The following is a 13712-nucleotide window of genomic DNA, read 5'->3' as shown; positions in this document are numbered from 1 at the left end:
GTCCCGTGCGTTGTCGACATCGATTGCGAAGTCTTGTTATTGAGGACGACTGTCACACCGAGGCGCAGTCGACGTAACTCTATTGCCAGCAGGGTACGCCGAAACGCCCCAGCAAGGCGGCGGTTTCACACAGCGGCAACCCGACCACGGCCGAATAGCTGCCCTGCAGGCTGGCGACGAACACCGCCCCCAGTCCTTGTATCGCGTAGCCACCTGCCTTGTCGACCGGTTCGCCGCTGGCCCAGTACGCCTGCGCCTCAGCCGCCGCGATGACACGAAAACCGACCTGCGCGCTGACGTTGACCACTTCACTGCGCGTGCCATCGAACAGGGCTACGGCGGTCAGCACCTGATGCTCGCGGCCGGACAGGGTGGCGAGCATGGCCAGGGCGTCGGCTTGATCCACGGGCTTGCCGAGGATGCGGCCGTCGATGATCACGGCGGTATCGGCGCCCAGTACCACGGCCTGACCTGCCTGGGCGGGCAGGCTGGCAAATCCGGTGCGCGCCTTGCCCAGCGCCAGGCGCGCGACATAGTCGGCCGGTGCCTCACCAGGTTGCGGGGTTTCATCGATGGAAGCGCTGAGGGGCACGAAGGGCACGCCGATCTGGGTCAGCAGTTCGCGTCGCCTTGGGGAGCCGGAGGCCAGGTAGATCGGGTTCATCAAGACATCTCCCTGTCGGCACGGGCGCGTCACCCAAGGACGCGCGCGCGGCTCAATTGATTTTGTAGCGGCGGGTCAGGCCACGCAGGCCGAAGCTCACCCACGGCCACAGCAGGGCACTCACCAGTGCCGGCAGCAGCAGCGCCAGGGTCGGTTGACGATTGCCGGTCAGCGCGCTGAGCCATAGCTGCACCAGCTGCGCCAGGCCGAACACCACCAGGATGATCAGGCACTGCTGCCACATCGGGAAGGTGCGCATGCGCTGCTGCAATGACAGCACCAGGAAGGTGATGAGCGTCAGGATCAGGGCGTTCTGCCCCAGATAGGTGCCGTACAGCACGTCTATGCACAGGCCCAGAAGCCAGGCGGTGGTCATGCCGATCTTCTGCGGCAACTCCAGCGACCAGAACGCCATCAACAGGGCCAGCCACATCGGCCGCAAGACCTCCATGAACTGCGGCAACGGCGAGATGGTCAGCAGCAACCCGACGAGAAAGGTGAACCACACGATCCACCCACGGCTTTTACGCGAACTGGGCATTATTCCCTCTCCTGCGCGGCGGGGGTGGCGCTACGCGCAGGCGCAGCATTCGGTGTGGTGCTGCGGGCAGGCACGGTAGCTGGGGCGGCGGCGCGGGGTGCCGGGCTGGCGGCAGGCGCCACTGGAGTGGCAGGGTTGGCTGGAGTGGCATTGGCCGGATTGGCCGGCGCACCGCCGGAATGCGCCGGGGCGGCGGCCCCCGGTGCCCGGGTGTGGGCTGGCGCGGCGCCATGGGCAGCGGCGGCGTTTTTAGTGATAGCCGTGCCCACCAATCCTCCGGCGGTCACCGCGGGCGCTGCGGCGGCTGCAGCAGCGGCAGCCGCTGCTGCAGCCGCGGCAGAATCTCGCACTGCGGCAATGCCCGGCGCCACCGGCTGTCCATCGGCCGCTTCCTGGGCCTGGGCCGCCTGGGCGGCGCGTTCTTCCGGCGTGCGGTTGTCGGTAAACACCAGCAACACATAGCGGCTGCGGTTCATGGCCGCGGTAGGTACGGCGCGGACGATCGCGAACGGCTGGCCGGAGTCATGAATGACCTCCTTGACCGTCGCCACCGGATAACCCGCCGGGAAGCGCTGGCCCAGCCCGGAACTCACCAGCAGGTCGCCTTCCTTTATGTCCGCAGTATCCGCCACATGGCGCAACTCCAGACGCTCCGGGTTGCCGGTGCCGCTGGCGATGGCGCGCAGGCCGTTGCGGTTGACCTGCACCGGGATGCTGTGGGTGCTGTCCGTCAACAACAGCACGCGCGAGGTGTAGGGCATCAACTCGACCACCTGGCCCATCAGGCCGCGGGCATCGAGCACCGGCTGGCCCAGCACCACGCCATCGCGCTCACCCTTGTTGATCAGGATGCGATGGGTGAAGGGGTTGGGGTCGATGCCGATCAGCTCGGCCACTTCGACCTTCTCGTTCACCAGCGTCGAGGAATTGAGCAACTCGCGCAACCGTACGTTCTGCTCAGTCAAGGCCGCTAGCTTTTGCAGGCGACCTTGCAGCAGCAAGGCTTCGGTCTTGAGTTTTTCGTTTTCGGCGATCAGCTCGGTACGGCTGCCGAACTGGCTGGCCACACCCTGCCACAACCGCCCGGGCAGATCAGTGAGGGTGTAGGACTCCATCAGCACCAGCGACATCTGGCTGCGCACTGGCTTGAGCAGCGTGAAGCGGGCATCGACCACCATCAACGCAACCGACAGCACGGCCAGCACCAGCAGGCGTACGCCCAGTGTGGGGCCCTTGGCGAAAAGCGGTTTAATAAGCCGCTCCTCGCGGGGAGATGTTCGAAGAGTGATTCATGAGCAGACAAACCGACTGAAATGCAGATAAACAGAAAACGCCCGTGAGGGCGTCGACCCGACGCTTACAGGTAGCACCGCTGGCGCTGCCTGTAAACCGGGCACCTTGATACCGACTGGCCAGCTTACTCGCTGGAGAGCAGGTCCATGGTGTGTTTGTCCATCATTTCCAGCGCACGACCACCGCCGCGAGCAACGCAGGTCAGCGGATCTTCGGCGACGATCACCGGCAGGCCGGTTTCCTGTGCCAGCAGCTTGTCGAGATCACGCAACAACGCGCCACCACCGGTCAGCACCAGACCACGCTCGGCGATGTCCGAAGCCAGCTCGGGCGGGGATTGCTCCAGCGCGCTCTTGACCGCCTGGACGATGGTCGCCAGGGACTCCTGCAGCGCTTCGAGCACTTCGTTGGAGTTGAGGGTGAATGCACGCGGCACGCCCTCGGCCAGATTGCGACCGCGTACGTCGACTTCGCGGACTTCGCCACCCGGATACGCGGTGCCGATTTCCTGCTTGATGCGCTCGGCGGTGGATTCACCGATGAGGCTGCCGTAGTTGCGACGCACGTAGGTGACGATGGCTTCGTCGAAACGGTCGCCACCGACCCGTACGGATTCGGCATAGACCACACCGTTCAGGGAGATCAGCGCGATTTCAGTGGTACCACCACCGATGTCGACGACCATCGAACCACGGGCCTCTTCGACCGGCAGACCGGCACCGATGGCGGCGGCCATGGGCTCTTCGATCAGGAACACTTCACGAGCGCCGGCACCGAGGGCCGATTCGCGAATGGCGCGACGTTCCACCTGGGTGGATTTGCAAGGCACGCAGATCAGCACACGAGGGCTGGGCTGCAGGAAGCTGTTTTCGTGAACTTTGTTGATGAAATATTGCAGCATCTTCTCGCAGACGCTGAAATCGGCGATCACGCCGTCCTTCATCGGCCGAATGGCGGCAATGTTGCCCGGCGTACGGCCGAGCATGCGCTTGGCCTCGGTGCCGACGGCGACAACACTTTTCTGGTTGCCGTGGGTACGAATGGCCACAACTGATGGCTCATTGAGGACGATACCGCGCTCACGCACGTAAATAAGGGTGTTGGCAGTCCCCAGGTCGATGGAAAGATCGCTGGAGAACATGCCACGCAGTTTCTTGAACATGGGAAAGTGACCCTAGGCAACGCGTGGGTAAAAAAGTGCGGCAAACTCTAACAACGACGGGGATTTTGGGCAAGGCGCCAATATGTTAAATTGGCTGTTTTTCCGGACACGCCACCACACAATCGCGCCATATGACCGTAAAATCGCAATTGTGTTCCCTGACAGGCGGAATGTATCCGTTTTGTTTTCCACTGGAGACTCCCCATGGCGCTTGAACGCTCTGACGTGGAAAAGATCGCTCACCTGGCCCGCCTGGGCCTGGCAGAAGCCGATATTCCACACACCCTCGACGCTCTCAACAGCATTCTCGGGCTGGTCGACTTGATGCAAGCCGTCGACACCCAGGGTATCGAACCCCTGGCCCACCCCCTGGAGGCCAGCCAGCGGCTGCGCGCCGACCAGGTTACCGAAACCAATCAGCGCGACGCCTACCAGGCCATCGCGCCGTCGGTCGAAAGCGGCCTGTATCTGGTTCCGCAAGTCATCGAGTAAGGGAAAAGAGCCTGCCATGCATGAAATGACTCTGGCCGAGATCGCTCGCGGACTCGCCGATAAAAAGTTTTCTTCCGAAGAACTGACCCGCACCCTGCTGGCGCGTATCGCCCAGCTGGATCCGCAGATCAACAGCTTCATCAGCGTCACCGAGGAGCTGGCCATCAGCCAGGCCCAGGCCGCCGATGCCCGCCGCGCCCAAGGCGAGACCGGTGCCCTGCTGGGTGCCCCGCTGGCGCACAAGGACCTGTTCTGCACCCAGGGCATCCGCACCAGTTGCGGCTCGAAGATGCTCGACAACTTCAAGGCGCCCTACGACGCCACCGTGGTCGCCAAGCTGGCCGCCGCCGGCACCGTGACCCTGGGCAAGACCAACATGGACGAGTTCGCCATGGGCTCGGCCAACGAATCCAGCTACTACGGCGCGGTCAAGAACCCGTGGAACCTCGAGCACGTGCCTGGTGGTTCGTCGGGTGGCTCGGCGGCGGCGGTGGCGGCGCGCCTGCTGCCTGTGGCCACCGCCACCGATACCGGCGGCTCGATCCGCCAGCCAGCGGCCTTCACCAACCTCACCGGCATCAAGCCTACCTACGGCCGCGTGTCGCGCTGGGGCATGATCGCCTACGCTTCAAGCCTTGATCAGGGTGGCGTGCTGGCCCGCACCGCGCAAGACTGCGCGCTGCTGCTGCAAGGCATGGCCGGCTTCGACCCGCTCGACTCCACCAGCATCGACGAGCCCGTGGCGGACTACAGCGCCACCCTCAACGCACCGTTGCAAGGCCTGCGCATCGGCGTACCGAAGGAATACTTCGGCGCCGGCCTGGACGCTCGCATCGCCGATCTGGTCCAGGCCAGCATCAAGGAGCTGGAGAAGCTCGGCGCGCAGGTCGTGCCGATCAGCCTGCCGAACATGCAGCAAGCCATCCCGGCCTACTACGTGATCGCGCCCGCTGAAGCCTCGTCCAACCTGTCGCGCTTCGACGGCGTGCGCTTCGGCCATCGCTGCGAAAACCCCAAGGACCTCACCGACCTCTACAAGCGCTCGCGCGCCGAAGGTTTCGGGGTCGAGGTGCAGCGCCGCATCCTGGTCGGCGCCTACGCGCTGTCGGCCGGCTACTACGACGCCTACTACCTGCAGGCACAGAAGATCCGTCGCCTGATCAAGAACGACTTCATGGCCGCATTCCACGATGTCGACCTGATCCTCAGCCCGACCACGCCGAACCCGGCCTGGAAGCTCGGCGCCAAGAACGCCGATCCGACTGCCGCGTACCTCGAGGACGTCTACACCATCACCGCCAACCTCGCCGGCCTGCCTGGCCTGTCGATGCCGGCCGGTTTCGCCGACGGCCTGCCGGTGGGCGTGCAACTGCTGGCGCCGTACTTCCAGGAAGGCCGCCTGCTCAACGTGGCGCACCAGTACCAGCAAGTCACCGACTGGCACACCCGTGCTCCTCAGGGCTTTTAAGGAATTATGACTATGCAATGGGAAGTCGTGATCGGGCTGGAGATTCACACCCAGCTCGCCACCCAGTCGAAGATTTTCTCCGGCAGCGCCACCACGTTCGGCTCCGAGCCCAACACCCAGGCCAGCCTGGTCGACCTCGGCATGCCCGGCGTATTGCCGGTGCTCAACCAGGAAGCCGTGCGCATGGCGGTGATGTTCGGCCTGGCCATCGATGCCGAAATCGGCCAGCACAACGTGTTCGCGCGCAAAAACTATTTTTACCCGGACCTGCCCAAGGGCTACCAGATCAGCCAGATGGAGCTGCCGATCGTCGGCAAGGGCCACCTGGACATCACTCTGGAAGACGGCACCATCAAGCGTATCGGCGTGACCCGCGCGCACCTTGAAGAAGACGCCGGCAAGAGCCTGCACGAGGACTTCGCCGGCAGCACCGGCATCGACCTCAACCGCGCCGGCACACCGCTGCTGGAAATCGTCTCGGAGCCCGAGATGAGCAGCGCCAAGGAGGCCGTGGCCTACGTCAAGGCCATGCACTCGCTGGTGCGCTACCTGGGCATCTGCGACGGCAACATGGCCGAAGGCTCGCTGCGTTGCGACTGCAACGTGTCGATTCGCCCCAAAGGCCAGGTCGAGTTCGGCACTCGCTGCGAGATCAAGAACGTCAACTCGTTCCGCTTCATCGAGAAGGCGATCAACAGCGAGATCCAGCGCCAGATCGAGCTGATCGAAGACGGTGGCAAGGTCATCCAGCAGACGCGCCTGTATGACCCCAACACCAACGAAACCCGCGCCATGCGCAGCAAGGAGGAAGCCAACGACTACCGTTACTTCCCCGATCCGGACCTGCTGCCAGTGGTCATCGAGGACGCCTTCCTGGAGGCTACCCGCGCCACGCTGCCCGAGCTGCCGCCGCAAAAGCGCGAGCGCTTCCAGAGCCAGTTCGGTCTGTCGCTGTACGACGCCAGCGTGCTGGCGTCGAGCCGCGAGCAAGCGGACTACTTCGAACAGGTCGCGGGCATCAGTGGCGACGCCAAGCTGGCTGCCAACTGGGTGATGGTCGAGCTGGGCAGCCTGCTCAACAAGCTCGGCGTCGAGATCGACGCCTCACCGGTCAGCGCCGAACAGTTGGGTGGCATGTTGCTGCGCATCAAGGACAACACCATCTCCGGCAAGATCGCCAAGGTGATCTTTGAAGCCATGGCCAATGGCGAAGGCAGCGCCGATCAGATCATCGAAGCCAAGGGCCTCAAGCAGGTCACCGACAGCGGCGCGATCGAGAAGGTGCTGGACGAAATGCTCGCGGCCAACGCCGAGCAGGTCGAACAGTACCGCGCCGCCGACGAGGCCAAGCGCGGCAAGATGTTCGGTTTCTTCGTCGGCCAGGCCATGAAAGCCTCCAAGGGCAAGGCCAACCCGCAACAGGTGAACGAACTGCTCAAGCGCAAGCTCGAGGGCTGATCTCTGTGGCGAGGGGGCTTGCCCCCGATTCGGTATGTCTGACACTTCGCGGTGCCTGACTATCTTTCGGGGGCAAGCCCCCTCGCTACATGTGTCTTGATTACCAGGAACCGGCAATGCGCTACCCGTTTTTCGCTGTCGCCCTCCTCCTGCTCGCCGGCTGTGCCAGCCAGGACGACTCCCCCATCGATCCGCACGGTTATGACGAAACCGGCGTAGCCTCTTTCTACGGTTCTGCTCATCAAGGCAATCGCACCGCCAGCGGTGAGCGCTTCGATCAGCATGACCTCACCGCGGCCCATCGGCGACTGCCGTTCGGTACGCGGGTCAAGATCACCAACCTGAACAACGACCGCAGCGTAGTAGTGCGCATCAATGACCGCGGCCCGCACACGCGCAATCGCCTGGTCGATGTCTCGCGCGCGGCGGCCGAACAACTGGGCATGATCGGCACCGGTACCGCTCCGGTCCGCGTCCAGGACCTTATCGACTGACAAGGAAGCACACTTATCTTCGACCTCGCCAACCTGCCCGCCTTCAGCCTGATGCAACTGGCTCTGGGCCTGATGATGCTCGTCGTCGGCGCCGAGCTGATGGTGCGCTCGACCCTGCGCGTCGCCGCCAGGCTGCAGGTGCGGCCACTGATCGTCGGCCTGACGGTGGTGGCCTTCGGCAGCAGTGCGCCACAAATGGCGATCAGCACCCAGGCGGTCCTCAATGATGCGCCCGATATCGCCGTCGGCAGCGTGATCGGCAGCAGCGTCTTCAGCTTGCTGGTGACCCTGGGCTGTTGCGCGCTGATCACTCCGCTGCGAGTGTCTCGGCAACTGGTGCGCCTGGATCTGCCGATGATGCTCGGTGCCAGTGCGCTGGTCTTCGTGCTGGCGCTCAAGGGGCCATTGGGCCCGGTCGAAGGCATCGTACTGCTGGCGGCCCTGGCGGGTTATCTGCTGTTGCTGCTGCGCCAGGCCCGGGAACATGGCCGCACCTATCCGGCCGCGCCGGTACCGACCCGCACTTGGCCACGCTGCACCATCATGTTCGTGGTGGGCATCGGTCTGCTGGTGGGCGGCGGCCATTGGCTACTGGAGGCCACGGTCGACGTGGCCGGCGACTTGGGCTTGTCGGAGCGGGTCATCGGCCTGACGCTGGTGGCCGTCAGCGCCTCGCTGCCGGAACTGGTCACCTCACTGATCGCCGCCCTGCGTGGCCAGCGTGACATCGCCGTGGCCAATGTGGTGGGCAGCAACCTGCTCAATCTGCTCGGGGTGCTGGGGTTCACCGCGCTGCTGGCACCGCTGCCGCTGTCGATCTCCCCCAATGCGCTGGCGTTCGACCTGCCAGCGATGCTCGGGGTGGCGGCGCTGAGCCTGCCGCTGTTCTATTCAGGGCTGCGCATCACCCGCGGCGAGGGCCTGATGCTGCTGGCGCTGTACGCGCTATACGGCCTGCATCTGGTGTCCTTCGCCACCGGCATGCCGCTTGCGGCCCGGCTTGAACACGCGATGCTGCGCTATGTGCTGCCGCCGATTGGGGTGTTGATCGCGTTTGGCACCTGGCGCGCCTGGCGGCGACAGCATTGAGGCCGGCCCGCCGAAGCGCGTAATCGTCCGGCAAAAGGATCACCAGAGCCGGTCGCTCGCGCTGGCGCTCTTCTACATGCTTTGAATCGCGGCAGTAGAAATAGGCCGGACGGTCAAGAGATAAGCATGGCTCCGCGCTGCACTCGGCTTTTTCTTATACTTGATGCTGACCGCTTCGAGTCCGAACAGGTGCATTATGCGCGCTGTACTTTTGCCGTTTTGGTACGCTCAAGAAACGCCTCCAAGGCTTCGGGCGTATCGCTTTCATACTGATGCATACACGCATTGGTTTGAATATTGAAGACGCACCGGCGCGCTATTGTGTGAGGGAGCAGACCTGAGAAACCAGCTTTCTCAGCACAAAGGACATATTGTTTGGCGAAAATCTCACTGGCATACACCCCCTCGTACCGATAATTGCACCAAAACTCCCAAACGTCCTGTTTTATGTTGGTAATGTAGCTACTCCGCTTTATGGAGGCACATCCCGAGCTATACGTAGTCGTTATGCTTCCCGAAACAGATATGCTGGAGCAGTAGGACAACACATCCTTCCCGACCCGCGAGTGCTCTGCCGCAGTGCATTCAAAATGCGGCTGAACTCGGCTGGCTGCAGCCATTATGCCCGTCATAATAGAGGCGAAGCCCTGATGGGCGTCGCCACACAGCTCTAATTCGACTGCACCTGCGTTCTGATTTACCAACCGGCTCGCGAGGGACTTGTCTGCACTACTTGATACCTCCTCGACAGGACGCATGACGCCAGGGGCGTTATTTGCGCAGCTAAAACCGGGCAACAAGATATTACGCGTCGGCTGATTGGCAGCGATAGGCACAGCGCTGTTTGAATGATTAGTTGTCAACGATGATATTGGCACCCTGAGAATTCCTTATGCCAAATAACTTAGGCCAGGTGCCAGAACACAAAGCAGAGCCGAGGCCGCTTTTAAATGGATCTCGCTACTTGAGTTCAACCGCAATATAGTAATCACGTCCAGCCTCCATGGTGCGATCATAAGTTACGCTTAACGCCTTCAACCCGAACAAATCTAAAATACGCTGGGTACTCTTGCCATTTGCCGTCGACGTGAGGAACTGGTCGAGCGCTTCTGGCGATCCACTGAGGAACCTGCTCATTATCGAATTGGTATCTACGTTGACGACCTCCTCTCGCTTGACTACCTTGGGAAGCAAGCCAAGAAAGCCGTCTTTTTTCGCTATAGCTAGATAGTGACTCGCGAAGATCTCACTCGCATAAGCGCCACCATGCCGGTAGTTGGCGCGAAACGTCCATTGATGGGCTTCGATCTTGCTCTCGTATTGGGCATCAGCCCTGAATTGATGCCCGGTTTTATGCAGTGTCCGGATGACGCCTTGTTCCTTCGTAAACTCTGACCAATAAGGCATGGTGCCTACATGCCTTCCCGGCAAATACCTGGGAGAGCCCAAGTAATGCGGCGCAACCTTCTTTGCCGCCAGCACCACGGCAGAAAGATCCGGGCTGAAGTAGCAATCTGGTGGAATGAATGCCTGCTAAACTGGTGTATAGGCTTCAGGCGCATCGCTCAGCAGACTCACCGGAGTGTTGGCTGAAGACGATCTGGCGAGGTCAGGATCCTTGTGATGCTCGATGAGCACCGCTTCAGACTCCCAAAGTGCCAACGCCTTCTCTGCTAATCGCTCGAAAAGCTTAGTATTTTCTTTAAGGTTTTCAAATTGCTCAGGGCTATACCCAGCTATTCCCATTGAAAACAATTGCTGTGAACGATTTTTAGCGCTTTGCAACAAATAGTGTAAACATTGGTAGTCCTCGGTGCGTGTTACTCCTTCTGGGCATACACCGCGACCCAGAGCCTCAGCAATAGCATCGCGCCGCTCGTTCAGGAAGCTGGCTACGTTGTTCCAGGTCTGGATCTCGGGGTGTCGTTCGAAAAATCCCCGTTTCACAAGCTCCTTATAAGCCCGGGACGCAACATCTTGCCCTGCCAAGGTTGAAGCGCCAAAGCGCTCAGGCAGAACAACAGGCTTGAAATCATCTGGCCCGGCCCCTCCCTCATACAGCATGCGTGCAATGGCTGGAGGTAGTTCATGGTTATTGACTCCGCCAACGACCGGAGGCAAATCAGCACCCTGGTGTGTCCCTGCAAGAGGATGTTGGGAAGATAGATGTCCACGCATCGGCTCGGGGACGCTGCGAATAGCTGTCGAGACGTTGAGCACCGACTGCAATACCGCCTGAAGAGGTGAACCTGTTTCCGGTGGAGTCTTGATACCTGCGGGTGGATGCGCTGAACTATTGTTGGTGATCGAAAACGGCATGGCTAATGACCCGACGATAGGCTAAGGGGGCTGCCCCCGCGCCTCACAACGTATAAGCGTGGCGTCACGGGCTTATTGGGGAAAAGGGCAGGCACTATCGCTTTTGGTCGTCAACCAAACTACCAATAACCGATCAATCAATGCTTCGAGCGTGCACGACACTGTGGCTGCAAATACCTGACCAGGCACCCGGCGTGCCAATGAACGGCAAGCCGACCATCTTCACCAAGCTGGCACTGATAGCCAGGCGGCTGCTTTCCCGTAGCGACGCCAGGGGTGCGGCTCTGCACCTTCGGACATTCTATGGTTTTGGGCAAGCTGTACCGGCCCCTTCGCCAGCAAGCTGTGCTCCCACAGAGTTGGCTGCACAATTGCGCGTTCGGCGGCGAAGAGCGCTTAGATCCACCCACCCCACTGCAGGATGAACACACCGATATTGGTGGTCACCGCCGCCGCGACCGTAGTGATCACCACGATGGCGGCCGCCAGTTGGTGATTGCCCTTGGCCTCGCGGGCCATGATGTAGCTGGACGAGGCCGTGGGCGCGGCGAAATACAGGAACAGGATGCCCAGGTCGGCGCCGCGGAACCCGCACAGCCAGGCGCCCAGGGTGCCGATGAAAGGCAAGCCGACCATCTTCACCAGGCTGGCGCTGATCGCCAGTCGGCTGCTTTCTCGTAGCGACGCCAGTGACAAGGTGCCGCCCACACAGATCAGCGCCAGCGGCAAGGTCATGTTGCCCAGGCTCTGCGCCGAGCCCTCAAGCCAGCGCGGCAAGCCGATCTGCCAGTAGGCGAAGGGAATGGCCGCGACCACGCTGATGATCAACGGGTTGCGCACGATGTTGACGAACAGGCTCCACGGATCGGACTTCATCACTGGGCTGTAGATCGCCAGGATGATCGCCGACAGGGCGTTGTAGAACAGAATCACCAGGCCGGCGAGCACGGCACCCATGGAGATCCCGTAGGCACCGTACATGCTGGCCGCCAGCGCCAGGCCGATAATGCCGTTGTTGCCACGAAAGGCGCCTTGCACGTACACCCCGCGATCGACCTTGGGGCAGCGCCAGATGGCCCAGCCCCAGGCCGCCGCGAAGCTGAGCAAGGTCGCCGCGATAAAGTAGATCAGCACCGAAGGACGCAACGCCGTGCGCAAGTCGGCGTGGAGGATGCCGAGGAACAGCAGCGCCGGCATGGTGACGTTGAAGACCAGGCCCGAGGCGACGCGGATGAAGTTGTCGTCGATCCACTCGATGCGCTTGAGCATCAGCCCCAGAAACAACATGACGAACACCGGAGCGGTGATAGCGAGCGTCTGCAGAAAGATTGCCATCATGCGGTGGGGACCTGTTGCCTGTCGTTAGCTGGCTATCATAGCCAGCCGCCCATAAAAAAGCGCGCTCGTGGCGCGCTGGGTGCTGCGCGAGGCAGCCAATAGGAAGGTCAGGATCGGGGGCTTGTGGCCGGGTGATCCACAGGTGCGAAAGCTGCACCTGGCATCCAGGTAGCGAGGGGGCTTGCCCCCGATAGGCCTTGACTGACACACCAAGGTGAATCAGTCAGGACCTCTCGGGAGCAAGCCCCCTCACCACAGCGTTACTGCGGACCCATCTTGTCCATCAGGGCAGCGAGCATTTCGTACTCTTCGCCGGTCAGGTCGGTCAGCGGGGTGCGCACCGGGCCTGCGTCGTAGCCCGCGATCTTGGCGCCGGCCTTGACGATACTTACAGCGTAACCCGACTTGCGGTTACGGATGTCCAGGTACGGCAGGAAGAAATCGTCGATCAGCTTGCCGACGGTTTCGTGATCATCCTTGGCGATCGCGTGGTAGAAGTCCATCGCGGTTTTCGGGATGAAGTTGAACACGGCCGAGGAGTAGACCGGCACGCCCAGCGCCTTGTAGGCAGCGGCGTAGACTTCAGCGGTCGGCAAGCCGCCCAGGTAGCTGAAGCGGTCGCCCAGACGGCGACGGATCGAGACCATCAGTTCGATGTCGCCCAGGCCATCCTTGTAACCGATCAGGTTCGGGCAACGCTCGGCCAGGCGCTCCAGCAGCGGAGCGGTCAGGCGGCTGACGTTACGGTTGTAGACGATCACGCCGATCTTGACCGATTTGCACACGGCTTCGACGTGAGCGGCAACGCCGTCCTGGCTGGCTTCAGTCAGGTAGTGCGGCAGCAGCAGCAGGCCTTTGGCGCCCAGACGCTCGGCTTCTTGAGCGTATTCGATGGCCTGGCGGGTCGAACCACCGACACCGGCGAGGATCGGCACGCTCTTGGCGCAGGTGTCGACGGCAGTCTTGATGACTTCCGAGTATTCGCTGGCAGCCAGGGAGAAGAACTCACCGGTACCGCCGGCGGCGAACAGCGCGCTGGCGCCGTACGGAGCGAGCCACTCGAGGCGCTTGATGTAGCCTGCCTTGTGGAAATCGCCCTGGGCATTGAAGTCGGTGACCGGGAAAGACAGCAGGCCGGACGAGAGGATGGACTTGAGTTCTTGTGGAGTCATTGTTCGAACACCCTTGAAAGTAATGAGATGAAGGCATGGGCTTCAGCAGCCATTGCCGAAGTCGTACGTCATCGTACAACCATAAATGCAAAGGCTCAAGGGGGTGTTCGAAAATTTATGGAATGGGCACTCAATCCCTGTAGTGAGGGGGGGGGGGGGGGGGGGGGGGGGGGGGGGGGAGGGGAAGGGGGGGGGGGGGGGGGGGGAGGGGGGGGAGGGAGG

The 13712-nt window shown here is 62.0% G+C and carries 13 protein-coding genes; 5 read left to right on the top strand and 8 right to left on the bottom strand.

What is annotated here, in order from left to right:
* Positions 1 to 79 precede the first annotated feature (79 nt).
* From AC3WJP_RS24775 to mreB, 4 genes are all read right to left on the bottom strand, one after another.
* Positions 80 to 664: a Maf family protein gene (locus AC3WJP_RS24775; protein ID WP_493722567.1), complete on the bottom strand. Its 585-nt coding sequence runs from the start codon at positions 662 to 664 to the stop codon at positions 80 to 82.
* 52 nt (positions 665 to 716) lie between these two features.
* Positions 717 to 1205 carry a rod shape-determining protein MreD gene (mreD, locus tag AC3WJP_RS24770; protein ID WP_493722566.1) on the bottom strand — a complete coding sequence of 163 codons (489 nt, stop codon included), beginning with the start codon at positions 1203 to 1205 and terminating at the stop codon, positions 717 to 719.
* Complete coding sequence (mreC, locus tag AC3WJP_RS24765; RefSeq protein ID WP_493722633.1) at positions 1205 to 2428, bottom strand: rod shape-determining protein MreC; 1224 nt, start codon at positions 2426 to 2428, stop codon at positions 1205 to 1207. The genes mreD and mreC overlap by 1 nt, the downstream gene beginning before the upstream one ends.
* Before the next feature lie 194 nt (positions 2429 to 2622).
* Positions 2623 to 3660 (bottom strand): rod shape-determining protein MreB, encoded by a 1038-nt coding sequence (gene mreB / locus AC3WJP_RS24760; protein ID WP_008371426.1) that lies wholly within the window; start codon positions 3658 to 3660, stop codon positions 2623 to 2625.
* Between the two features lie 204 nt (positions 3661 to 3864).
* On the opposite strand from mreB, the gene gatC reads away from it, so the two are divergent.
* From gatC to AC3WJP_RS24735, 5 genes are all read left to right on the top strand, one after another.
* On the top strand, positions 3865 to 4152 hold the full coding sequence (gatC, locus tag AC3WJP_RS24755) for an Asp-tRNA(Asn)/Glu-tRNA(Gln) amidotransferase subunit GatC (protein ID WP_493722565.1): 288 nt from the start codon (positions 3865 to 3867) through the stop codon (positions 4150 to 4152).
* A 16-nt stretch (positions 4153 to 4168) separates the two neighbouring features.
* Complete coding sequence (gatA, locus tag AC3WJP_RS24750) at positions 4169 to 5620, top strand: Asp-tRNA(Asn)/Glu-tRNA(Gln) amidotransferase subunit GatA (protein ID WP_493722564.1); 1452 nt, start codon at positions 4169 to 4171, stop codon at positions 5618 to 5620.
* Between the two features lie 12 nt (positions 5621 to 5632).
* Entirely contained in the window at positions 5633 to 7078 is a 1446-nt protein-coding gene (gene gatB, locus AC3WJP_RS24745) for an Asp-tRNA(Asn)/Glu-tRNA(Gln) amidotransferase subunit GatB (protein WP_493722563.1), read from the top strand.
* A gap of 116 nt (positions 7079 to 7194) precedes the next feature.
* Complete coding sequence (locus AC3WJP_RS24740; protein ID WP_493722562.1) at positions 7195 to 7572, top strand: septal ring lytic transglycosylase RlpA family protein; 378 nt, start codon at positions 7195 to 7197, stop codon at positions 7570 to 7572.
* 51 nt (positions 7573 to 7623) lie between these two features.
* Entirely contained in the window at positions 7624 to 8661 is a 1038-nt protein-coding gene (locus AC3WJP_RS24735; protein WP_493722561.1) for a calcium/sodium antiporter, read from the top strand.
* 960 nt (positions 8662 to 9621) lie between these two features.
* Here AC3WJP_RS24735 and AC3WJP_RS24730 read toward each other — a convergent pair.
* The 4 genes from AC3WJP_RS24730 to kdgD form a co-directional block, all read right to left on the bottom strand.
* Positions 9622 to 10146, bottom strand: coding sequence for a hypothetical protein (locus AC3WJP_RS24730; protein WP_493722560.1), 525 nt, complete (start codon positions 10144 to 10146; stop codon positions 9622 to 9624).
* A gap of 48 nt (positions 10147 to 10194) precedes the next feature.
* The gene (locus tag AC3WJP_RS24725) at positions 10195 to 10980 is read right to left on the bottom strand and encodes a hypothetical protein (RefSeq protein ID WP_493722559.1); all 786 of its coding nucleotides are present in this window, start codon (positions 10978 to 10980) and stop codon (positions 10195 to 10197) included.
* Positions 10981 to 11376: 396 nt separating this feature from the next.
* Positions 11377 to 12318, bottom strand: coding sequence for an AEC family transporter (locus AC3WJP_RS24720; protein ID WP_493722558.1), 942 nt, complete (start codon positions 12316 to 12318; stop codon positions 11377 to 11379).
* A 260-nt stretch (positions 12319 to 12578) separates the two neighbouring features.
* Positions 12579 to 13490 (bottom strand): 5-dehydro-4-deoxyglucarate dehydratase, encoded by a 912-nt coding sequence (gene kdgD / locus AC3WJP_RS24715; protein ID WP_493722557.1) that lies wholly within the window; start codon positions 13488 to 13490, stop codon positions 12579 to 12581.
* Between the last annotated feature and the right edge of the window lie 222 nt (positions 13491 to 13712).

This window comes from Pseudomonas sp. GW821-FHT01A09 (assembly GCF_058986725.1).
This window is presented reverse-complemented; position numbering and strand designations above follow the sequence as displayed.

What these genes read in the sequence shown, in the direction of transcription:
- AC3WJP_RS24775 (WP_493722567.1), bottom strand. Translation starts at nt 664, where the DNA reads ATGAACCCGATCTACCTGGCCTCCGGCTCCCCAAGGCGACGCGAACTG.
- mreD (WP_493722566.1), bottom strand. Translation starts at nt 1,205, where the DNA reads ATGCCCAGTTCGCGTAAAAGCCGTGGGTGGATCGTGTGGTTCACCTTT.
- mreB (WP_008371426.1), bottom strand. Translation starts at nt 3,660, where the DNA reads ATGTTCAAGAAACTGCGTGGCATGTTCTCCAGCGATCTTTCCATCGAC.
- gatC (WP_493722565.1), top strand. Translation starts at nt 3,865, where the DNA reads ATGGCGCTTGAACGCTCTGACGTGGAAAAGATCGCTCACCTGGCCCGC.
- gatA (WP_493722564.1), top strand. Translation starts at nt 4,169, where the DNA reads ATGCATGAAATGACTCTGGCCGAGATCGCTCGCGGACTCGCCGATAAA.
- gatB (WP_493722563.1), top strand. Translation starts at nt 5,633, where the DNA reads ATGCAATGGGAAGTCGTGATCGGGCTGGAGATTCACACCCAGCTCGCC.
- AC3WJP_RS24740 (WP_493722562.1), top strand. Translation starts at nt 7,195, where the DNA reads ATGCGCTACCCGTTTTTCGCTGTCGCCCTCCTCCTGCTCGCCGGCTGT.
- AC3WJP_RS24735 (WP_493722561.1), top strand. Translation starts at nt 7,624, where the DNA reads ATGCAACTGGCTCTGGGCCTGATGATGCTCGTCGTCGGCGCCGAGCTG.
- AC3WJP_RS24725 (WP_493722559.1), bottom strand. Translation starts at nt 10,980, where the DNA reads ATGCCGTTTTCGATCACCAACAATAGTTCAGCGCATCCACCCGCAGGT.
- AC3WJP_RS24720 (WP_493722558.1), bottom strand. Translation starts at nt 12,318, where the DNA reads ATGATGGCAATCTTTCTGCAGACGCTCGCTATCACCGCTCCGGTGTTC.
- kdgD (WP_493722557.1), bottom strand. Translation starts at nt 13,490, where the DNA reads ATGACTCCACAAGAACTCAAGTCCATCCTCTCGTCCGGCCTGCTGTCT.